Source organism: Chryseobacterium sp. CCNWLW53 (genome assembly GCF_037083525.1).
GTDB classification, from domain to species: domain Bacteria; phylum Bacteroidota; class Bacteroidia; order Flavobacteriales; family Weeksellaceae; genus Chryseobacterium; species Chryseobacterium lathyri.
Genome location: NZ_JBAOJR010000005.1, coordinates 448,832 through 471,013 on the forward strand (window position 1 = coordinate 448,832; position 22,182 = coordinate 471,013).

Sequence of the window (22,182 nt, forward strand, 5' to 3'; positions counted from 1 at the left end):
TGATGTAAAAACTGTGCCAAAGTATTACATTTTATTATCTATATTTGCTCTCTAATTATCCCTTTATCTATGTCTAAAGTTTCAGTTATTGAAGTGAAAAATCAAGACGAATTAAAAAAATTCGTAAGATTTCCAATGGATCTTTATAAAAACAATCCCTATTATGTTCCTTCCTTTATTAAAGACGAATTTAAAATTTGGGACGCAAAAGAAAATCCGGCTTTAAATTATTCAAAATCCAGGCAGTTTCTTGCCCTGAAAGACAATAAAGTAGTTGGAAGAATAGCCGTGATCATCAATCACAAGGAAGAAAAGGAATTAGGCATCAGAAAAGTACGTTTCGGATGGATTGATTTTATTGATGATAAAGAAGTTTCTCAGGCGCTGATCCAAAAAGCAATAGATTACGCCAAGGAAAATAATATAGACAAGATTGAGGGCCCAATGGGCTTTACCAATCTTGATAAAGCAGGCATGCTTACCATGGGCTTTGATAAGCTGGCCACCATGATTGGAATCTACAATTATGAATACTACCCAAAACACATGGAAGATCTTGGGTTGATCAAAGAAAAAGAATGGGTGGAGTATGAAATGAATTTCCCAAAGGTTTTACCTGAAAAAGTAGAAAAATTCAGTGGTCTGATTGCTCAGAAATACAAACTTAAAGTTCTCAATTTCAAATCAAAACAGGAGATTCTCCCGTTTGTAGAACCTATGTTTAAATTGCTTGACGAAACTTATAAGCACCTTTCAACCTATACCCCTATTTCGGACGAACAGATACAGACTTACAGGGAAAAATACTTCCCTTTTATAGACAAAAACTATGTGATCTGTGTAGTGGATGAAAATAACGAACTCGTGTCATTTGCCATTACAATGCCTTCTTATTCTAAAGCCCTACAAAAATCTAAAGGAAAGCTGTTTCCTTTCGGATGGTGGCATTTTTTACAGGCAGGAAAGAAAAACGACCGTGCGAACTTTTATCTGATCGGAATTCATCCCGAATACCAGAGAAGAGGCGTTACAGCCATTATATTCAAAGAAATTTTTGTGCGTTTTACCAGCATGGGAATTGATTTTGCAGAAACCAATCCTGAACTGGAAGAAAATAAAAGTGTTCAGGTGCTTTGGCAGGATTACAATCCCGTCAATCACAAAAGAAGAAGAACCTATTCACTAGCAATTAATCATCAGTGATAAATGATGAGTTATTAGTGACTTATTTTAAACCGAAAGCTGATAACTCATACTTTACACTTCAGAAAACTTCCCTTAAAAACCTGAATTCTTTTCGTAAATTTATCCTATGAAACCACATCTCATTGTTTTCGCTGTTCTGATTGCAGCATTTATCGCTTACAACTTGTTTTTTCGGATCGAAGATGACCGAATGAATACCGTAGTCAATATAACACTGGTCAGCATTCTTTTTGGATACATATCGTTCATGGCCTACTCTCTCCTCAAAAAAATGAAGAAATAAGCGCTATTTTTATTGATTCTAAATTACCGCTTTTCCCTATTTTAATCCCACTTTTAAGCTTATTAATTTCATGCTTTCTTGTTTATTCGCTAAATTTGCAAATTGAGATAATAATGCAAAAATGAATTTACCTGAAAGTTATATTCCAATCCTTATTCAAGCAGGTGTAGCTATCGCATTCGTAGCCGTTTCTTTGCTTGGAGCCCATTTTCTGGGACCAAAACAGAAAAAAGGAAATTCTGTAAAAAACCAAAGCTGGGAATGTGGAGTTCCTGTAGAAGGAAATGCGAGAACACCGTTTTCCATCAAATATTTCCTGACAGCAGTATTATTCGTGCTATTCGATATTGAAATCGTATTTTTTTATCCATATGCTGTAAACTTCAGAGAATTCGGAATGGAAGGATTCCTTGCTGTCTTAACCTTCGTCGCAATTTTCTTCATGGCGTTTTTCTATGTATGGAAGCGTGGCGCATTAGATTGGGATAAATAAAGAATAGAAATTTTAAATGACAATTTTAGATCAGAAAATTAGAGTTAAGTTAACATTAACACCAATTTAGAATCTAAATTTAAATCTTAAATCAATCAAATGTCAGATAACAAACCAGTAATAAGAACAGATGCACCTGCTCCCGAAGGATTTGAAGGAGAAGGGTTTTTCGCAACGAAACTGAGCAGTGTAATCGGGATGGCCAGAAAATTCTCTCTTTGGCCTTTACCATTTGCTACCTCTTGTTGTGGTATCGAGTTTATGGCTACCCTGAACCCTACGTATGACGCTTCAAGATTTGGTATGGAAAGAAACTCTTTCTCACCAAGACAGGCGGATATGCTAATGGTTTGCGGGACTATATCTAAAAAATTAGGACCTGTCCTAAAAGAAGTGTACACTCAGATGGCCGAGCCAAAATGGGTGGTTGCTGTTGGAGCTTGTGCTTCCAGCGGTGGTATTTTTGACACCTACTCTGTTTTACAGGGAATTGATAAAATTATTCCGGTTGACGTTTATGTTCCGGGATGCCCTCCAAGACCGGAGCAGATTATTGAAGGCGTAATGCAGGTTCAGGCTTTGGCAGAAAGCGAAAGCATCAGAAGAAGAGATATGCCTGAATACCAAAAATTGTTAGATTCTTACAACATTAGCAACTAAAACGGAAATGACGAACGAATTTGTATTAGAAGCAATCACAAGAGAATTTCCGGAGTCTGTAATCTCTAGTTCAGAGCCTTATGGAATGTTAACTATTGAAGTAAAAAAAGATGATATCAAAAAGATTATTCATTATCTGAAAGATTCATCGTTGGAATTTAACTTTCTTACCGATATCTGCGGTATCCATTACCCTGAATTTCCGGACAAGGAAATCGGTGTCGTGTATCACCTGCACAATATGATGGCTAATGTCAGATTACGCCTGAAGATCTTTATGGCCAGAGAAAATATCGAAGTGGATTCTCTTGTAGATTTATTTGCCGGAGCCAACTGGATGGAAAGAGAAACGTTTGATTTCTACGGAATTAAATTTAAAGGACATCCTGACCTGAGACCTATCCTGAATATGGAAGATCTCGGATACCACCCTATGCTGAAGGAATACCGTCTTGAAGATGGAACCAGAACAGATAAGGACGATAACATGTTCGGAAGATAAAAAAATATAAATGATTAATGATGGTTGGTTCATGATCAATTATCGCTTATCGATTATCAATTATATATTATGAAAGATAACTCATTATCTAATATACTTAACCAATACGAAAGTAAGGAGCAGATTGACGGGCAGCTTTATACCCTCAATTTGGGACCTACCCACCCTGCAACCCACGGGATCTTCCAGAACATCTTAACGATGGACGGAGAAAGAATCCTTCACGCGGAGCAAACAGTAGGCTATATCCACAGAGCATTTGAAAAAATTTCTGAAAGAAGAAATTATGCTCAGATCACTACCCTTACCGACCGTATGAATTACTGTTCAGCACCAATCAATAACCTTGGCTGGCACATGACAGTAGAAAAGCTGATCGGTGTACAAGTTCCAAAACGTGTAGATTATATGCGTGTGATTTTAATGGAATTGGCCAGAATCGGTGATCACCTGATCTGTAACGGGGTAACCGGAATGGATGCAGGAGCCATTACAGGTCTTACTTATATGTTCATCGAAAGAGAGCGTATTTACGATATGTACGAGCAGATTTGTGGTGCAAGAATGACGACCAATATGGGAAGAATCGGAGGTTTTGAAAGAGATTTCACTCCAAAATTCCATGAGTTATTAAAAGACTTCCTGAAAACATTCCCGGGAAGATTTAAAGAATTCTGTACTTTATTGGAAAGAAACAGGATTTTCATGGACAGAACCATTGGAGCGGGAGCAATTTCTGCTGAAAGAGCATTAAGCTACGGTTTTACAGGTCCAAACTTACGTGCAGCAGGCGTAGATTATGATGTAAGAGTTGCACAGCCCTATTCTTCTTACGAAGATTTCGATTTCATCATTCCGGTAGGAACTGCAGGTGACACTTACGACCGTTTCATGGTTCGTCAGCAGGAAATCTGGGAATCACTTAAAATTATCAATCAGGCATACGACAATCTTCCTGAAGGACCATTCCATGCGGATGTTCCGGATTTCTATCTTCCTGAAAAGGCGGATGTTTATCAGAAAATGGAAGCCTTGATCTACCATTTCAAAATTGTTATGGGAGAAACCGATGTGCCAAAAGGAGAAGTTTATCATGCTGTAGAAGGTGGAAACGGAGAATTAGGTTTCTATTTAGTGAGCGACGGAGGAAGAAGCCCGTACAGACTTCACTTCAGGAGACCATGCTTCATCTACTATCAGGCATATCCCGAAATGATCACTGGTTCTGTAATTTCAGATGCGATCGTTACGATGTGTAGTATGAATATTATTGCGGGAGAATTAGACGCATAATACATTAGACAAAAAGATAAAAGAAGAAAGATAAAAGACTTTCTTCAACCCAATATAAATACGAATTTAGAATAACGGACTTCAGAATCTTTTTTCTTTGTTCTTTACTCTTTAATCTTAGATAAAAAATGAGCGAAACAATAGCTTTTAAACCGGAAAGTTTAGAACAGGTACACAAAATTATCGCAAGATATCCTGAGGGAAGACAAAAGTCTGCTCTTCTTCCTGTACTTCACTTAGCACAGAAAGAATTCGGAGGATGGTTAGACGTTCCTGTGATGGATTATGTTGCTGAATTATTAAGTATTAAGCCAATTGAAGTATATGAAGTAGCTACTTTTTATACCATGTTCAATATGAAGCCGGTTGGTAAATATGTTTTGGAAGTGTGCAGAACAGGGCCTTGTATGGTTTGCGGAAGCGAAAAGATCCTTGATCATATCAGAACCAAGCTGAACATTAAAGACGGAGAAACTACTGAAGACGGTATGTTTACCCTAAAACCTGCTGAATGCCTCGGAGCTTGCGGATATGCACCAATGATGCAGTTAGGGAAATTCTTTCATGAAAATTTAACGATAGAAAAAGTAGACGAAATCCTTGATCTTTGCAGACAGGGACAAGTTGCTTTAGATTAATTAAAATATACGATGAGTAAAAAACTTTTACTTAAAGATGCACATATAGAAGGTATTCGCTACTTTGAAACTTACCGCAAACAGGGAGGTTACACCGCAGCAGAAAAAGCCTTGAAAATGACCCCCGACGAAATTCTTGAAGAAGTAAAAGCTTCAGGACTTCGTGGACGTGGTGGAGCCGGATTCCCAACAGGAATGAAATGGAGCTTTCTGGCAAAACCGGAAGGCGTGCCAAGACACCTTGTTGTCAATGCTGATGAATCTGAGCCGGGAACTTTCAAAGACAGATATCTGATGGAGTTTCTTCCTCATTTGCTGATCGAAGGAATGCTTATATCCTCTTACTGTTTAGGTTCCAATGTTTCTTATATCTACATCCGTGGAGAATACTCATGGATTCCTGATATTTTGGAGGAAGCTATTGAAGAAGCTAAAGCGGCAGGATTTTTAGGTAAAAATATTTTAGGAACCGGTTTTGACTGTGAAATTTACGTTCAGAGAGGAGGAGGAGCTTATATCTGCGGTGAAGAAACTGCATTGCTTGAATCCCTTGAAGGTAAAAGAGGAAATCCAAGGTTAAAACCACCATTCCCGGCTGTAAAAGGACTTTGGGAAAGACCAACGGTGGTAAACAACGTGGAATCTATTGCAGCTATCGTTCCGATTATTGATATTACAGGAGCTGAATACGCAAAAATAGGAGTTGGAAGATCTACAGGTACAAAATTAATTTCTGCTTGCGGAAATATCAACAAACCTGGAGTTTATGAAATTGATATGACGATCACTGTTGAAGAATTCATCTATTCTGATGAATACTGTGGTGGTATCAAAGACGGGAAAAGGCTGAAAGCCTGTATTCCTGGAGGAAGTTCTGTTCCGATTGTTCCTGCCAATTTATTGTTGAGAACCGTAAACGGAGAACCTAGATACATGAACTACGAATCACTGGCAGACGGTGGTTTTGCTACCGGAACCATGATGGGTTCAGGAGGTTTCATCGTTTTGGATGAAGATCAGTGTATCGTAGAACATACCATGACTTTGGCAAGATTCTACAATCACGAAAGTTGCGGACAATGTACCCCTTGCCGTGAAGGTACAGGATGGATGTACAAAATTTTAAAGAAGATTGAAAAAGGAGAAGGAAAAATGGAAGATATTGACCTTCTTTGGGATATACAGAGAAAGATTGAAGGAAACACGATCTGTCCGTTGGGTGATGCAGCAGCTTGGCCAGTTGCAGCAGCGATCCGCCATTTCAGAGATGAATTTGAATGGCATATTAAAAACCCTGAGCTGTCTCAGACACAAAATTATGGATTGGCTAATTATGCTGATCCGATTCCGGCTGTTGAAAAAAATGCATAGCTAAAAAAATGAAGAAGTTATTGGTTGTCGGCTTAATGATGTCGGGGTTTGCTTTCGGGCAGGTAAAACAGGATACATTAGACAAAGAATATAAACTGGAGGTAGCTCCAAAGAAAGAGAAAAAGCAGAAACCCAATCCTTTGAGCAAGAAAGGTCAGGTGTTTGTTTTTTACGGATGGAACAGAGGAGCTTTTAGCAATTCTGATATCCATTTTACAGGAAACGGTTATGATTTCCAGCTGAATAACGTACAGGCAAGAGATAAACCTACCAAGTTCGGAATCGTTTATATCGATCCAAGCTGGTTTACCGTAACGCAGTACAATTTCAGACTGGGATATTTTATCAAAGATAATTTAGCCCTTGTTTTAGGGATAGATCATATGAAATATGTAATGAAACAGGACCAGACAGTTGATTTTTCAGGTACAATTTCAGATCCTAAATATGCAGGAATGGTACAGAACGGACAGGTTAATTTAGCTGATACACAGTTTCTTACTTTCGAGCATACAGACGGATTAAATTATGAAAATTTGGGTCTTGAGAAATACAGGAACCTTATTCATAAGAAAAATATAGATCTGGTATGGTCTTATGGAGCAGGAATCGGGGTGATGTTTCCTAAAAGTAACATCAAGCTTTTTGGAAATGAAAGGAGCGACCGTTTTCACGTTGCAGGTATGGGAACCGATCTTAGAACCAGCCTTAACATGGTTTTCTGGAAAAACTGGATGATCAGGGCAGAGGCAAAAGCAGGATATATCAATATGTGGGATATTAAAACTACATTAAATAACAAGCCGGATAAAGCCCGTCAGGATTTTGTTTTCGGACAGGTCCTTGCAGGAGTCGGATATACATTTAACACGAAGAAGTATAATTAAAATATAGCTTAACGCCTTAAAAGCATAAGCGAAAGCATAGAATATGAGCGAAGAGGTTAAAAAATTCAAAATAACTATAGACGGACAGACTACTGAAGTTTTGCCTGGAACTTCTATTTTGGAAGCAGCCAGACAAATCGGTGGAAAATCTGTACCTCCTGCAATGTGCTATTACAGCAAATTGGAAACCAGTGGAGGGAGATGTAGAACTTGCTTGGTTGAAGTTTCAAAAGGTTCCGAAGCAGATCCGCGCCCTATGCCAAAACTAGTCGCGAGTTGCAGAACTAACGTGATGGATGGTATGGAAGTGAAGAATCTTTCTTCCGAAAAAGCTCAGGAAGGCAGAAAAGCCGTTACCGAATTTCTATTGGTGAACCACCCTTTGGACTGCCCTATCTGCGACCAGGCCGGTGAATGTCACCTTCAGGATCTTGGGTATGAGCATGGAAACCTTGAAACCAGAACCGAATTTGAAAGAAATACGTACGAAGCAGATGATCTTGGTCCGAATATCAAGCTGAATATGAACCGTTGTATTCTTTGTGCAAGATGTGTATTGGCTGCCAACCAGTTAACAGGTGAAAGAGAGCATGGTATTCTTTTCAGAGGAGATCACGCTGAAATTTCTACTTATTTAAATAAAGCTTTGGATAACGACTTCATCGGAAACATTATTGATGTTTGTCCGGTTGGAGCCTTAACAGACAGGACTTCCCGTTTTGCAAGCAGAGTCTGGTTCACAAAACCAATGAATGCTACCTGCAAATGTGATAAATGTTCAGGAAAAGCCGTAGTTTGGATGAAAGGTGATGAAATCATAAGAGTTACTGCCAGAAAAGACCAATGGGGAGAGGTGGAAGAATTCATCTGCGACACTTGTCGTTTCGAAAGAAAAGAACTTTCTGACTGGAACATCGAAGGTCCTAGACATATCGACAGACACTCAGTAATTTCATTGAACCACTATGAAAAACCAAAGGATGAGCTAAGAGTATTAGACAATCCTATGGCAAAAGAAATCAGTGAAAAAGACGAAAAATAATTAATAAGACATCAGATTTCAGACACCAGACTTCAGACAATAGATTTTAAATCTGATATCCAGCATCTGACATCTTAATATCTAAATAAAAAATGGATTTACTAACATTTAAACTTATACTTGTACTGGCACTTTTCCTGCTGTCTCTTACGATAGCCGCCTACTCTACCTGGGCAGAAAGAAAAGTAGCGTCTATCATGCAGGATAGAATTGGTCCCAACAGAGCCGGACCTTTCGGATTGCTGCAGCCTCTTGCTGACGGTGGAAAGTTTTTCTTTAAGGAAGATTTTACCCCTGCCAATGCAGAAAAATTTCTTTTCGTGTTGGGACCGGCATTGGTTATGTTTATTTCACTAATCACAGGAGCAGTTATTCCCTGGGGTAAAAGTTTAAATATTGCAGGTACTTCTTTTGATTTACAGGTTGCCAACATCGACGTTGGGGTACTTTTCATCATCGGAATGGCCTCAATCGGTGTATACGGAATCATGATCGGAGGTTGGGCTTCGAATAACAAATATTCATTATTAGGAGCTATCCGTGCTTCTTCACAGATGATTTCTTACGAATTGGCGATGGGATTAGCTTTACTTTCTATCATTATGATGACGGGAAGTTTAGACTTAAAAGAAATTACTGAAAGCCAAACGACAGGAAAACTTTGGGGAGTTATTCCCTGGGTTTCCGGACTGAACTGGAATATTTTCTATCAGCCAATCGCTTTCCTTGTATTCTTTGTGGCAGCTTTGGCAGAAACCAACAGACACCCTTTCGATTTACCTGAATGTGAATCTGAGCTTGTAACAGGATATTCTACAGAATACTCATCAATGAAGTTAGGTTTATACATGTTCGGTGAATACGTAAACATGTTTATCTCCAATGCTTTCATGGTCGTTCTTTTCTTCGGTGGATACAACTATCCGGGAATTGAATGGGTAACTCAGAACTGGGGTGAAAACGCTGCAGGAATTTTGAGTATCGTAGCATTCTTAACAAAAACGGTAATCGGAATTCTGATCTTCATGTGGATCAGATGGACGCTTCCAAGATTTAGATATGACCAATTGATGCACTTAGGATGGAAAACTTTAATTCCAATGGCATTGGTAAACTTATTAATTACAGGTGCTGTAATTTTAGCGTTTGGAAATTAATTAAACCGTATCTAAACCTTATAGGTTTTAAAAACCTATAAGGTTTGTGTAAATTAAATATTAAAAATTAAGATAACAGGCAAGATTAGTCTAAAATCTAACGTCTAACATCTAACATCTATAATTAAATGAAACTTACGAACAGATCAAAAGTTGTTTCCAATAAAGAAATGACCCTTGCTGAAAAAATCTACCTTCCTGCTATCTTTACAGGGATGGGGATTACATTCAAGCATGCTGTAAGAACCGTGATAAAAGGAGCTCCCGCAGTATATTCGTATCCTGAGGTACAAAAGCCAAGAACTACTATCTGGAGAGGTCAGCACGTTCTGAAAAGAGACGAGGAAGGCAGAGAAAGATGTACAGCTTGCGGTCTTTGTGCTGTAGCCTGTCCTGCAGAAGCTATTACGATGACCTCTGCTGAAAGAACGAAGGAAGAAAAACACCTTTACAGAGAAGAAAAATATGCATCAGTATATGAAATCAATATGCTGAGATGTATTTTCTGCGGAATGTGTGAAGAAGCCTGTCCGAAATCTGCCATCTATCTTACAGACAGATTGGTAGATGTAGAAACTAACAGAGGTTCTTTCATCTACGGAAAAGATAAGTTGGTTGAAAAAATAAATGAAAGGATTGACATTACGACAAGACAGTCCGAGAAACAAAAAAATGCGGTAAAATAATGGATCAGATTTTATTTTTCTTGGTGGCGTTTTTAGCAGTGGCAAGTGCGGTTTACTTTGTGTTTGCAAGAAATCCTCTTTATGCTGTTTTGTCATTAATTGTTACGATGTTTTCCATTGCAGGGATGTACATCCTTCTGAATGCACAATTCCTTGCCATCATCCAGATTATAGTGTATGCCGGAGCCATCATGGTATTATTCCTTTATATCCTGATGATGCTTAATCTTAATAAAGAAGACGAAAGTAAGAAGGGCAATACTTTAAAATTTGTCGGAGTTTTTACAGCCGGTCTTTTATTAATTGGGGTTTTAGGCGTATTCAGAGGTGTTCAGGACAACCACATTGTTGTTGACAATGTAGACAAAGGTGTGGGTCTTACGAAAAATCTGGGAAGGCTTTTGTTTAACGAATATGTTTTGCCGTTTGAGCTTGCATCCATCCTTATTTTGGCAGGTATTGTAGGTGCGGTATTAATCGGTAAAAAAGATTTATAAAATTATGGGAGAAGTAAATACATTTATACAAAGCGTCCCTCTGAATTATTTCATCATTCTTTCTTCAGTATTGTTCTGTCTGGGAGTGTTGGGAGTATTGCTGAGAAAAAACGCTATTGTTATTTTGGGCTGTGTAGAGCTTATGCTGAATTCTGTAAACCTTTTATTGGCTGCTTTTTCAGCATATAAAGGAAACGGAGACGGACAGCTTCTAGTTTTCTTCATTATGGTGGTAGCCGCCGCTGAAGTAGCGGTAGGTCTGGCAATTATTGCTATGCTGTATAGAAATACCCGTTCTGTAGATGTTAGTATATTTAATAAATTAAGAGGATAAGGAATGGAAAATTTAGTGTATGCAATAGTACTTTTACCACTTTTAGGGTTTCTTATTAACGGTTTATTCGGGAAAAATCTTCCAAAAATATTCGTAGGCTCTCTGGCTACAGCAATGGTTTTCGGATCATTCTGTATCGCGGTAAGTCTTTTCCTGAATATGAATTCTGAAAGCCAGCCGGTTATCGTAAAAGCATTTGAATGGTTTACAGTAAACGGAGTTCAGATCAATTTCGGATTCCAGATTGATCAGCTTTCTTTGATGATGGTAATGATCATTACAGGGATTGGATCTTTAATTCACCTGTATTCTATCGGATATATGAGCCACGACAAAGGTTTCTATAAGTTCTTTACTTATCTGAATCTTTTCATCTTCTCTATGTTACTTTTGGTAATGGGAAGCAACTACCTGATCCTGTTCATCGGATGGGAAGGTGTAGGTCTTTGTTCTTACCTGTTGATCGGATTCTGGTATACCAACGAAGAATACGGTAAAGCGGCAAGAAAAGCTTTCATCATGAACAGAATTGGTGACCTTGCATTATTGATCGGTATTTTCATGATCGCTTCTCAGACCAATGCTGTAGATTACCTTACAGTAGCACAGAACGCTTCAAAATTTGAATTAGACGGAACAGTAATTATCTTTATTACAGCCAGTTTATTTATCGGGGCTACCGGTAAATCAGCTCAGGTTCCTTTATATACATGGTTACCGGATGCGATGGCCGGACCAACTCCTGTTTCAGCATTAATCCACGCGGCAACGATGGTAACTGCGGGTATCTACTTAGTAGTAAGATCAAACTTCTTATTTACTTTGGCACCTACGGTTCAGGGAGGAATTTTATTCATCGGATTCTTAACAGCTGCTTTGGCTGGATTCTATGCACTTCGTCAGAACGACATCAAAAAAGTATTGGCCTACTCTACCGTTTCACAGCTTGGATTTATGTTCATTGCTTTAGGATTGGGAGCTTATACTACAGCGATGTTCCACGTAATGACACACGCATTCTTCAAGGCTTTATTATTCCTTGGAGCAGGTTCTGTGATCCACGCGATGAGCAACGAGCAGGATATGCGTTTCATGGGAGGTCTGAAAAAATACATTCCTATTACACACGCTACTTTCCTTATCGGAACATTAGCCATCTCAGGTTTCCCTTTACTTTCAGGGATGATCTCAAAAGACGAAATTTTAGTAGCAGCATTCGCTAAAAACCCTGTCTACTGGGTAATTTTATTTGCTTTAGCGGCAATGACTGCAACCTATATGTTCAGACTGTACTACCTGACATTCCACGGAGAGTTCAGAGGTACGGAAGATCAAAAGCATCACTTACACGAAAGCCCTTCCAATATGACCCTTCCGTTGATCGTTCTGGCTATCCTTTCAGTACTTGGAGGTTTCATTAACCTTCCTCACTTCATAGGACACGGTCATTATGCAAAATTAATGGAATGGCTGAAGCCTGTTCTTACTGAGCAAAGTTATAACCAGATGGAAGCGACTCTTTCGGGAGTTCCGTTTGGTACCGAAATGATATTATTGGGAGCTACAGTGCTGATGTTCTTCTCCGTATGGTTTATCGTAAAAAATACCTACGTAAAAAAGAAAAAGATGGCGCTGGCAGAAGAAAGCTATACCGGATGGGAAAAGCTTTCTGCTAAGAAATTATATGTAGACGAACTTTACAATGCATTGATTGTAAAAACTGTTGAAGGATTAGGACGCGGAGGAAAGATGTTTGATAAAGGGATCTTAGACCGTTTTGTAGACTTCGTAGGCGAAGGCGCTGAAGACAGCGGAAAAGCGATGAAGCGTATCCAAAACGGAAATGTAGAGACTTATATTCTTATCATGTCTTTAGCAGTGGGAATTATACTGATTGTTAACTTTATATTACAATAATGTCTGGTTTATTATTAACATTATTACTATTACCTCTAGTAGGTTCGGGATTAGTTTTTGCATGGAAAAATAAATCCAGCAAATATTTGGCGTTGGGAATTGCATTAGTCCAGATGCTTATTACTTTCTACATCACAGCGGATTTTAATTTTAATCCAACGGTAGACAGTGTATTGCAGCACGAAATCAATTATCCTTGGTCGCAGTTTATTAAAAGCTCACTTCATTTCGGAATTGACGGAATGAGTCTGCTTCTTTTATTGTTGACCAATATTTTGACGCCCATCATTATTTTATCTTCTTTCAACGAAAATGTAAGCTACAGAAATACATTCTACGGCCTGATCCTGCTGATGCAGTTCGGTCTTGTTGGAGTGTTCACTTCTTTAGACGGACTATTATTCTATATTTTCTGGGAAGTAACTTTGATCCCGATCTGGTTCATTGCCGGACTTTGGGGCCAGGAAAACAAAAGATTTGAATTCACTACGAAATTCTTCGTTTATACATTCGTTGGATCATTATTTATGTTAGCCGGATTGATCTATGTGTACAACCACTCTGCCTCATTCGCTTTAACAGATCTATATAATGCTCAGCTTAATGAGGCACAACAAACGGTGGTATTCTGGTTTATCTTCTTTGCATTTGCAGTGAAATTACCGGTATTCCCTTTCCATACATGGCAGCCGGACACGTATACCTACTCTCCTACTCAGGGATCCATGCTTTTATCAGGGATCATGCTGAAGATGGCGGTGTACGGTGTTATCCGTTACCTTCTTCCAATCACCCCGCTTCCTATTGCCGGCATTTCAGGACAGATTGTAATTATCCTGGCTATTGTAGGAATTGTCCATGGTGCACTGATTGCCATCATCCAGACCGATACGAAGAGAATCATTGCATATTCTTCTTTCTCTCACGTAGGATTAATGGTAGCAGGGATCTTTTCTTCTGCAGTGATCACTTTAAGAGGAACATTCAATATCGAAGGAGCTGAAGGAGCATTGGTACAGACTTTTGCCCACGGTATCAACGTAGTTGGATTATTCTACTGCTGTGATATTTTATACAAACGATTTAAATCAAGAGATATCAGACAAATGGGAGGTTTAGCGAAAGTAGCCCCTAAATTTGCCGTTTTGTTCCTGATTATTATATTAGGTTCAATGGGAGTTCCATTGACTAACGGATTCATCGGAGAATTTATCCTGTTGAAATCGGTATATGATTTTAACGGTTTGGCTGCAGTGATCGCAGGTCTTACGGTAATTCTTGCTGCTGTATATTTATTGAGATTCTACGGAAAAGCAATGTTTGGTGAAGGAAATGAAGCTGTTTTAAGTACTGTAAAAGATTTATCTGCAGTAGAGTTTTCCGTATTGGCTAGCATAGCGGTTTTTGTAATTGTATTTGGTATCTTCCCTCAACCGATAATCGATATGGTGAATAGTTCGCTGACGTTTATCTACACAGCGATGGCCAGCTAAAAAATTAAAAGATTTAAAAATTAAAAAATTAAGAGATTAGAGAAGAGTAAAAAGAAAGGAAACAAGGAGATTAGAGACGGGAGATTATTCTACTGAACTTTAAACTCTGAACCTTAAACTTTAAACTCTCAACTTAAAATCTCACATCTCAAATCTATATTATGAGTGTTTTAATTATTGTTTTCCTAACGGCAGTTATTGCGTTATTTTCAGGAGTTTTTGAACAGGGAAAATTCGCAAGATACATTGGGATTTTAGGATTGATCGTCGCTTTATATGTAAGCTTCTTACCTGAATGTGCTTTCTTCGAAAAGTACAGACACATGTATGAGTATACTGCAAATACAGCGTTATTCACCAAAATATCTATTGTAACAACCTTATTGTTATTCTTCCTGGGAGGTTTTGCATTCAGCAACCACAGAAGCCACCAGTCAGAATTATATGCACTGATGCTTTTTGCATTATGCGGAGGAATTATCCTATTTGGATTCCAGAATATGGTTACTCTTTTCTTAGGAGTAGAAATTCTTTCCATTCCGTTGTATGTAATGGCCGGTGCCAACAAAACTGATTTAAGATCTAATGAAGCTTCGATCAAGTATTTCCTGATGGGTGCATTTGCAACAGGTTTCTTACTGTTTGGTATTGCATTTATTTACGGAAGTACCGGAAGTTTTGATTTATATAAGATCCAGGATTTCGGAGTTAAAAACCCTAAAGACGTTATGTTCATTTTAGGAGTTCTTCTTATTCTTTGCGCACTGGCATTCAAAGTGGCATTGGCACCCTTCCACATGTGGAGTCCTGATGTATATTATGGAGCCCCTTCACTCATCACTGCATTTATGGCGAGTGTGGTAAAGATCTCAGGATTCTTTGCTTTATTCAGATTAATGACTATCGGATTTGGAGGTGTTACTGAAGAATGGATCAATGTGTTTGGCGTATTCCTGATCATCACATTACTTTTAGCCAACGTTATGGGTCTTGCCCAGACCAATGCAAAAAGAATGCTCGCTTACTCCTCTGTTTCCCACGCAGGATACATTGGATTGGTTTTCTTTGGAATGACGAGCCTTTCTACTTATAATTTAGCGTTCTATTTATTTGCTTATGCTTTATCAACGGTAGGAGTTTTCATGTGTTTGATTTATGTTGAAAAATTAAAAAGAGAAACCTCTTTTGGAGCTTTCAAAGGATTGGCAAAGTCTGAACCTCTATTGGCCACAGCTGCGGCGATCTCTATGCTTTCAATGGCAGGAGTTCCGCTAACAGCCGGTTTCATGGGGAAATTTGCTTTATTCTCTCAGGCAATGAATTCAACGCACGGAGTTTTCTTAGTATTGGTAGCTGTATTAGGTTCTGCAGTATCTATTGCCTATTATTTAAGACTGATTATTTCAATGTTCTTCTTCAAAGAAACAACATTCAAATCTTCAGAAAAAGTAACCCTTACTTACAATATCGTAGCGGTATTTGTAATTGCATCAATTATCATATTAGGAGTTTTTCCTGATTTGTTTGCTAGACAGTTCGGATTATAAAATCTCAACATAAAATATACGGAAGCACAACTTTTTCGGTTGTGCTTTTTTATGTCGGTGCCAAATACTATTGCTCCCTTATTATAAAAATTGAGTTTTTATTTTAAATATCCCGGAAAACAGTTAAATTTGAATACCATAATCCATCATGAAAAAAATCCTGATCACCTTATTTATCGGTTTACTTATGTCTGCAATTGTTTTTTTCGTCAGCAAGGATAAAACAGACATGGCAAATGATCGAATGCTTATCGCAGCTTTCGCCCTCATATTTACAGTTCCGCTTATGAAATTTCTGTTTCCAATAACCAGGGAATTAAAAATTGGAACTTTAGAGTTTTATCCTAATCTTTTTCGCAAAACTGCAGGATTTTTCAAAAAAGAAAAGAAGTAACAGATAATGCTTTATCTATATCTGAATTTTATTTAAGAAAAATAAGCAAAGCTCTTATAAAGATGGTTTTCATCCATTTAGTGTGCACTTGAAAGTGGTGTTTTTTTCATAACTTTACTTTAAATTCAAGCTCTTGGCTAATCTTTACAAAAAAGACGCTCCATTTCAGGTTCTCATATCATTCAAAAAATATTTGGATGTACTGGAACATATCCGTTATAACGACCGTTTGGAGTACAGGGTTAATTATGCTGAATCTTTAATTGAAAGAACAAAAAAATTTCCTGAGCTAAGAGATGGATTCCTGGATGAAGCCCTTCTTGAAAAACATGAAGACCTCATCAGGCAAATTCTTGCAGACCTCTTCCCCACTGGTCTTACACACAATGAAATCAAAGCGGCCAGTATTCCGCTTTCCAAAACTACTTTCAACTATACCGAAAGATTTAAGGGTATACTTAAAGATGCCGGAAAGGACTTTGAAATAGAGCTGAGGAATATCGGGGACGATGAATTTTATGTATTCTGCTGCTGTCTTATCCTTCAGAGTTATTTCAAAAAAGACATCAAAAGTACCATGCCTCTTTATTATGATATCCCCAACAGGCTGGGAATCATGAAACATTATAAAATTACGGTCAATTCAGATTTTACAGAGATTTATCCTACTGAAGAGGCAAAAATTCCAACGGATGATGTCCTGGATATGCTGCTTGAAAATCTGGACGATTTTAAACTGTGGAAAAAATATTTCCCTTCAAAATCATGGGTTTTAAAAGGCTTCACTATTGTTTCCCTGGTAGACTGTACTTCTGAGGTGGCCCTGTCCGATCTTAAATCGAGCATGATAGAAATTGATCCGGAGGATTTGAGCCCGGATGAAAATCTTGTGGAAATTTTCAAATCTTACTTCGATGTCCCGGAACTTAATTTCGGGCTTATGCTTTTCGATAAGAAAGATCAGAAACTCGGCAGACTTCCGATCTACGAAAATGTTTTCACCCATCATGTCCTGGATTTCTGGATCAATGCATTTGACGAGGAAACCCGGAAAAACACTTTTACCAATTTAAATCACAATTCCAAACCGATCGTCATCTCGAATGTTGATAACCTGGATGACAGCATCAAACAACTTCCTTCTTTCAGTATTTTAAGGGACAACAATATCAACAGCTTCATGGTAATTCCTATCATGAAGGATAACGAGCTTTTGGCCATCATGGAATTTACATCTCCGCAAGCCAACAGTTTCAACGGTTTAAAGCTGAAAAAAATGGAATTTTTCACGGATATGATCCTATTTTCCCTGAACAGATTCAGCTTTGAAAAAAACTACCAGATAGAAGCTATCATCCAGCGTGAATATACCTCCATCCACGACAGTGTAGTGTGGAAATTCAGAAATGAAGCCGAAAAATATTTCAATGCTTCACTGGGGAAAAAAATGTACACACTGAAACAGATCTCCTTCAAAAACCTAACACCACTATTCGGATTCTCGGATATCCGTTCCTCTTCAGAGAAGCGCTTTAATCTGATGCTTGAAGACCTCAACCAACAGCTTGAAAGCCTTCATGATATTTTCACGCTCATCAATTCCGATTCAGAAAAATACCTTCTGGCTCTTGATGTTTTTGAAAATGAATTGAACAACGAAATCAAAGCTGATACGGAACAACGCCTTCAGAGACTTTTGAGAGAGGAAGTCCATCCTTATCTGCAGGGAAAGCTGGAACTGAAAACCGACAGGGAAATAAAAAATAAAATCAAAGATTATTTTGTGCAGGTTTTTGCTCAAACCGATCTGTTTTATGCCAACAGAAAAAATTTAGATGATTCCATAACGCTGGTCAACAGAAAACTTGCCGACATGCTAGATGAAAGCCAGGTCAAAGCCCAGCAAATTTTTCCGCACTATTATGAGAGGTTTAAATCTGATGGTGTAGAGCACAATCTATATATTGGACATAATATTGCTCCGGATCTCAGTTATACTTCAAAAGTAGTCCACAAATTAAGATATTGGCAGCTGAAGACGATCTGCAGTATGGAACGTGAATTCCAGACCTTTAAAAAAGATCTGCCGATACAGCTCGATATTGCCTCACTGCTTTTTGTTTATAACGAAAAGATAGATATCCGCTTCAGAATGGATGAAAAACGTTTTGATGTAGATGGTGCCTACAATTCGTATTATGAGATTGTAAAAAAACGTCTGGATAAAGCCCATGTCAAAGATTCTTCAGAAAGAATTACCTGTCCCGGAAAAATTACCATCGTTTATTTCGGTATGGAAAACCAGAAAGAATACCTGGAATACATCAATAAGCTTCAGAAAAAAGGAATTCTGCAGAATGATATAGAGTTTTTAAAAGTTGAGGATTTGCAGGGAATTACGGGATTGTTGGCATTAAGGGTGTCTTTAGCTTAAAATAAAAATAGCAGAATTTTATTCTGCTATCAATACTTTTTATTTTTTTTCATACAGTTCTCTCCATAGTTTTACTAAATCTTCAACATATCTTCCCATGATTGGGATTGCCTTACCATTTTCTATTTTGTAATATTTTTCAGGGAATCTATACTTTTTTAATTGAGCAATTTGTTCTTCAGACGGATTATTATTACTTCTTGATAAGTCGAAACTGACTGATTTATCAAAAACTATATTTTTTGGCACAAATGTTTCGGGTTTGTAAAAATATTCGTCTCTAGAAATTATAGAACTTGCCCATCTTCCATCTACTGTTTTATACACCGGGAAAAACTGATATTTGAGTTGAATTAAATCACCACAATATTCTCCGATAAAAATCAAAACATTATCATAATTTCTAAAATCATATTCATACATGCTATTATGATCATAAGCCGTAAAAGTAATTGTTGAATTAGGGTAATGATCACCAAGTTCCTGTTCAATCTTATATTCAGCTTTATATTCACTATCCATACTCTCTCCACAATATTTAGAACTATCCACAGATGTAACGTTTATTTTTTTTCCAACGAAAATATATAATTTTGCAGGAATTGTCTGATCACATTTTTTATAAGGAATACAAGGCACAGGTTTTAAGATAACCTCAATATTGTTTTTTATTATATCTGCAACTTTATATTTCTGTGTAATATATTTTCTTTTAAAAAAATACAATGTATCGGTAATTTTCACTGTTATTCTATAGTTTCCAATTGAGTCAGGATGAGTGATAAATTTTTCATCGTTAATTAAGTTGCTAGGTCTATCCCAGTTTTTATCTTTAAATTCCTGATCCTTAGATGCTCTGTCTCTAAATTTTCTAATTGTATCATTAACACTAATTCCTATACCGATTGTTCCTAAGGAATCTTTAGCAATTCCTTGGACAGTAATTGTTTGGGACTTGCAAATGATTGCACAGAAAAGTAATAGAGAGAAAATTATTTTCTGTAGCATATTCGTTATTTCTCTTATTGTTTAGTTAAAACAATATTTTTAGGAAGAGGTTGGGGAAAGGGGTTGGAATTATAATATTGGCAGGTAGAGTCTATAATATCTGTTGTATCTATAAACTTCCAATCTAATTTTGATTTAGTAATATCTAGAAAATTAAAATAAATATTCCCTGTAATATTACAAATATCAGGATCAATGTAAGACAACATATATTTATTTGTATTTTTTATAAATCCTAATCCTTCAATTTTAGTGTCTTGATCTGGTAGACTCGTATTATCAAATAAAATATTACCCGAAGAATCTAAAACTTTGAATCGGCCTGCTAAAATATCTTTATAATAAGGATTATTTTCTTTATGATCCATAAATTTTTTAACCCTTTTTAAATTAAGAAAAAAAGTTTTATTGTCCCATGTTCCTTTCCAAATTCCTTCATAGGGAATAAGCTCATTATTTAAATCTTTTATATAGGCATTATTTGGCACATCTGTATTAGTATTTAATGGATACACTTGTGCACAGCTTAAAAAAACAAAATGCAGGATTAATAGTATAGGTATTTTTCTCATTTTTTTATTATTTAATTTTATATCTGTGGACAAGGGGTAGGAATAACATTATTGCTAGTATCCAAATCTAATCTTTTTGCATTTCCAGTTAATTTTTCAACTTGAAATAGTTCTATATTATCTATTTGGACTTTTTCTTTTAAAAATCTTAAAAATACTTTTTCTACATTGGATTGAGTTACTTCATTCTCTAGAATTAATTTACCCATTTCTCTGTCATACCATTTATTCCAAAATTTTATGGTATTTGGCCCTATGCCAAAACCTGAAGATAAGCCCGTAAACTGAAGAATATAATTTCCTTCAGATGTTATTACCATTGCGTAAGCATCTGCAATATTACCATGTGTATCGGCATTAGCAACACAACTTGTTAGAAAAGTGGCTAAATCTCCAGGTGAAAATATTTTCACAGGATCTCCACCGTTACTCTCATTATTATGAGAATGAATAAATCCAAAATACTGATCTCCCTCAGGAAGAATGACATTATGTGTTCCTAATCCATTCTCCATTGGTTGATATTGTGTTTCTGTAATCCCCGTATTTGGGGGAGGATACCCTGCTGCATAGCCCATTTCATGATCATAATTGAAAACTTCTGGTTTATCAATAGCAGCTATTTTCTCTTTGAATTTAGCATTTTCAAATTTACTTTTTATTTTTACACAAGGATTTAGCTCCGGTGGATCTGGATATTCATACCCATCATCATCTCCGCCACCGCCGCCATCCAGTCCTATAGGATCAAATGTCTTTGGAGGGACTCCTCCACCCTGCAGTACACAATTGGTAACGTGTGTTGTATAAGGCACACAATTCGGTTCACCATCAGAACATCCTATAGTAATCCATTTGGTAGTACAGACAAAAGCAGAAGTTTTGGATGCTGTATCTCCTTTTTCATTCATTTTTTCACCATATTGGGTAACCTTTGAATAGATGACAAGATTGAAAAATTCAATAAGGTCCTTGCTGTCTTTTTCATAAAGAAACAACCTGTCTCCTCTTCTTACTGCTTCCATCAGAACAACAACTTTGTTGTTCTTAGTGATGGGTACTAGAAGATAAGTTTCATTAAAGTTTCCAAAGCTCATGGCATAGTCCCAATGCAGGTCTCCATATTTGGACCTTACATGCTCCGGATTGGCAATTTTCAAAAATACCTGCTGTACCTTATTAATGTATACTTCGTCTTCTTTCCAGAAACTTCGGGAAGCATATTTGGCCGAAGTTTGGGCAGATGATCCGGCAGGGGTTTCCTGCGGAAGGAAATCTTCACTGCGGCAGGACCATAGCAGGGACATAAAGGCTGTCAGCAGCAACAGTCGGAGAATAATTTTTTTTCTCATAATCATTTGTTTGTTTTAAGTTGTTAAATATATATAATTTTCACAAACGTATGAATAAATATAAAACTAAAAGTAGGCAAATTTGCTTACCTCTAACTAATTACAAAATCCAAATTTTATCCTGTGAGAAATTTGGATTTCATAAGACTGCAAAATATTGGAAAACGGCTCCAAGAATTGCGTCTACAGAAAAATCTCACGCAAAAGGAGCTTGCTTTTATATTAAACATAGAAATTTCACAGATTACCAGAATAGAAAGAGGCGTCATCAATACTTCTGTTCTCAGCCTTATGAGGATTTCTGATGCTCTCGGAATGTCAGTAAGTGAGTTTTTAAAAGAAATAGACTAATAGTTTTTAATCTATGAAATCAAAAACCGCCTTTCAGCGGTTTATATCGTTATTATTTTGCGAAG

The 22,182-nt window shown here is 37.2% G+C and carries 23 protein-coding genes; 20 read left to right on the top strand and 3 right to left on the bottom strand.

The features are described from left to right. The first annotated feature begins 69 nt into the window (after positions 1–69). From V6R96_RS18130 to V6R96_RS18220, 19 genes are all read left to right on the top strand, one after another. Positions 70–1,203, top strand: coding sequence for a GNAT family N-acetyltransferase (locus V6R96_RS18130; RefSeq protein ID WP_336379806.1), 1,134 nt, complete (start codon positions 70–72; stop codon positions 1,201–1,203). Positions 1,204–1,312: 109 nt separating this feature from the next. After that, complete coding sequence (locus V6R96_RS18135; RefSeq protein WP_336379807.1) at positions 1,313–1,489, top strand: hypothetical protein; 177 nt, start codon at positions 1,313–1,315, stop codon at positions 1,487–1,489. A 121-nt stretch (positions 1,490–1,610) separates the two neighbouring features. Continuing rightward, positions 1,611–1,982 (top strand): NADH-quinone oxidoreductase subunit A, encoded by a 372-nt coding sequence (locus V6R96_RS18140; protein ID WP_048502955.1) that lies wholly within the window; start codon positions 1,611–1,613, stop codon positions 1,980–1,982. Between the two features lie 99 nt (positions 1,983–2,081). After that, positions 2,082–2,642 carry an NADH-quinone oxidoreductase subunit B gene (locus V6R96_RS18145; RefSeq protein ID WP_047397471.1) on the top strand — a complete coding sequence of 187 codons (561 nt, stop codon included), beginning with the start codon at positions 2,082–2,084 and terminating at the stop codon, positions 2,640–2,642. A gap of 7 nt (positions 2,643–2,649) precedes the next feature. Further along, positions 2,650–3,144: an NADH-quinone oxidoreductase subunit C gene (locus V6R96_RS18150; RefSeq protein WP_111960065.1), complete on the top strand. Its 495-nt coding sequence runs from the start codon at positions 2,650–2,652 to the stop codon at positions 3,142–3,144. A gap of 69 nt (positions 3,145–3,213) precedes the next feature. Continuing rightward, the gene (locus V6R96_RS18155; RefSeq protein WP_111960063.1) at positions 3,214–4,437 is read left to right on the top strand and encodes an NADH-quinone oxidoreductase subunit D; all 1,224 of its coding nucleotides are present in this window, start codon (positions 3,214–3,216) and stop codon (positions 4,435–4,437) included. Between the two features lie 128 nt (positions 4,438–4,565). Next, positions 4,566–5,075: an NAD(P)H-dependent oxidoreductase subunit E gene (gene nuoE, locus V6R96_RS18160; RefSeq protein WP_040996940.1), complete on the top strand. Its 510-nt coding sequence runs from the start codon at positions 4,566–4,568 to the stop codon at positions 5,073–5,075. A gap of 12 nt (positions 5,076–5,087) precedes the next feature. Next, on the top strand, positions 5,088–6,446 hold the full coding sequence (nuoF, locus tag V6R96_RS18165; protein ID WP_111960061.1) for an NADH-quinone oxidoreductase subunit NuoF: 1,359 nt from the start codon (positions 5,088–5,090) through the stop codon (positions 6,444–6,446). An 8-nt stretch (positions 6,447–6,454) separates the two neighbouring features. Further along, a complete protein-coding gene (locus V6R96_RS18170) occupies positions 6,455–7,333 on the top strand; it encodes a hypothetical protein (protein ID WP_111960059.1) in 879 nt (292 codons plus the stop codon). A 43-nt stretch (positions 7,334–7,376) separates the two neighbouring features. Beyond that, a complete protein-coding gene (locus V6R96_RS18175; protein WP_111960057.1) occupies positions 7,377–8,375 on the top strand; it encodes a 2Fe-2S iron-sulfur cluster-binding protein in 999 nt (332 codons plus the stop codon). 92 nt (positions 8,376–8,467) lie between these two features. Continuing rightward, complete coding sequence (gene nuoH / locus V6R96_RS18180; protein WP_336379808.1) at positions 8,468–9,532, top strand: NADH-quinone oxidoreductase subunit NuoH; 1,065 nt, start codon at positions 8,468–8,470, stop codon at positions 9,530–9,532. A 128-nt stretch (positions 9,533–9,660) separates the two neighbouring features. Further along, positions 9,661–10,218: an NADH-quinone oxidoreductase subunit I gene (locus V6R96_RS18185; RefSeq protein ID WP_111960053.1), complete on the top strand. Its 558-nt coding sequence runs from the start codon at positions 9,661–9,663 to the stop codon at positions 10,216–10,218. Beyond that, a complete protein-coding gene (locus V6R96_RS18190) occupies positions 10,218–10,715 on the top strand; it encodes an NADH-quinone oxidoreductase subunit J (RefSeq protein WP_336379809.1) in 498 nt (165 codons plus the stop codon). Before V6R96_RS18185 ends, V6R96_RS18190 begins: the two co-directional genes overlap by 1 nt. A 4-nt stretch (positions 10,716–10,719) precedes the next feature. Then, positions 10,720–11,049 (top strand): NADH-quinone oxidoreductase subunit NuoK, encoded by a 330-nt coding sequence (gene nuoK / locus V6R96_RS18195; RefSeq protein WP_034703571.1) that lies wholly within the window; start codon positions 10,720–10,722, stop codon positions 11,047–11,049. Between the two features lie 3 nt (positions 11,050–11,052). Then, positions 11,053–12,966 carry an NADH-quinone oxidoreductase subunit L gene (nuoL, locus tag V6R96_RS18200; RefSeq protein WP_336379810.1) on the top strand — a complete coding sequence of 638 codons (1,914 nt, stop codon included), beginning with the start codon at positions 11,053–11,055 and terminating at the stop codon, positions 12,964–12,966. Next, complete coding sequence (locus tag V6R96_RS18205; protein WP_336379811.1) at positions 12,966–14,459, top strand: NADH-quinone oxidoreductase subunit M; 1,494 nt, start codon at positions 12,966–12,968, stop codon at positions 14,457–14,459. The genes nuoL and V6R96_RS18205 overlap by 1 nt, the downstream gene beginning before the upstream one ends. Positions 14,460–14,620: 161 nt before the next feature. Then, positions 14,621–16,006: an NADH-quinone oxidoreductase subunit N gene (locus tag V6R96_RS18210; protein WP_111960047.1), complete on the top strand. Its 1,386-nt coding sequence runs from the start codon at positions 14,621–14,623 to the stop codon at positions 16,004–16,006. Between the two features lie 148 nt (positions 16,007–16,154). Next, a complete protein-coding gene (locus tag V6R96_RS18215) occupies positions 16,155–16,400 on the top strand; it encodes a hypothetical protein (RefSeq protein WP_336379812.1) in 246 nt (81 codons plus the stop codon). Positions 16,401–16,533: 133 nt separating this feature from the next. Then, the gene (locus V6R96_RS18220; RefSeq protein WP_336379813.1) at positions 16,534–18,834 is read left to right on the top strand and encodes a GAF domain-containing protein; all 2,301 of its coding nucleotides are present in this window, start codon (positions 16,534–16,536) and stop codon (positions 18,832–18,834) included. 39 nt (positions 18,835–18,873) lie between these two features. Here V6R96_RS18220 and V6R96_RS18225 read toward each other — a convergent pair whose 3' ends face one another. From V6R96_RS18225 to V6R96_RS18235, 3 genes are read right to left on the bottom strand one after another with little or no spacing between them, the layout of a single operon-like run. Next, entirely contained in the window at positions 18,874–19,842 is a 969-nt protein-coding gene (locus V6R96_RS18225; RefSeq protein ID WP_336379814.1) for a hypothetical protein, read from the bottom strand. 14 nt (positions 19,843–19,856) lie between these two features. Continuing rightward, positions 19,857–20,414, bottom strand: a complete 558-nt coding sequence (locus tag V6R96_RS18230; RefSeq protein ID WP_336379815.1) for a DUF6705 family protein — start codon at positions 20,412–20,414, stop codon at positions 19,857–19,859. A gap of 17 nt (positions 20,415–20,431) precedes the next feature. Next, positions 20,432–21,766 carry a hypothetical protein gene (locus tag V6R96_RS18235; protein WP_336379816.1) on the bottom strand — a complete coding sequence of 445 codons (1,335 nt, stop codon included), beginning with the start codon at positions 21,764–21,766 and terminating at the stop codon, positions 20,432–20,434. Positions 21,767–21,889: 123 nt separating this feature from the next. On the opposite strand from V6R96_RS18235, the gene V6R96_RS18240 reads away from it, so the two are divergent. Then, on the top strand, positions 21,890–22,117 hold the full coding sequence (locus tag V6R96_RS18240; RefSeq protein WP_336379817.1) for a helix-turn-helix transcriptional regulator: 228 nt from the start codon (positions 21,890–21,892) through the stop codon (positions 22,115–22,117). The last annotated feature ends 65 nt before the right edge of the window (positions 22,118–22,182 follow it).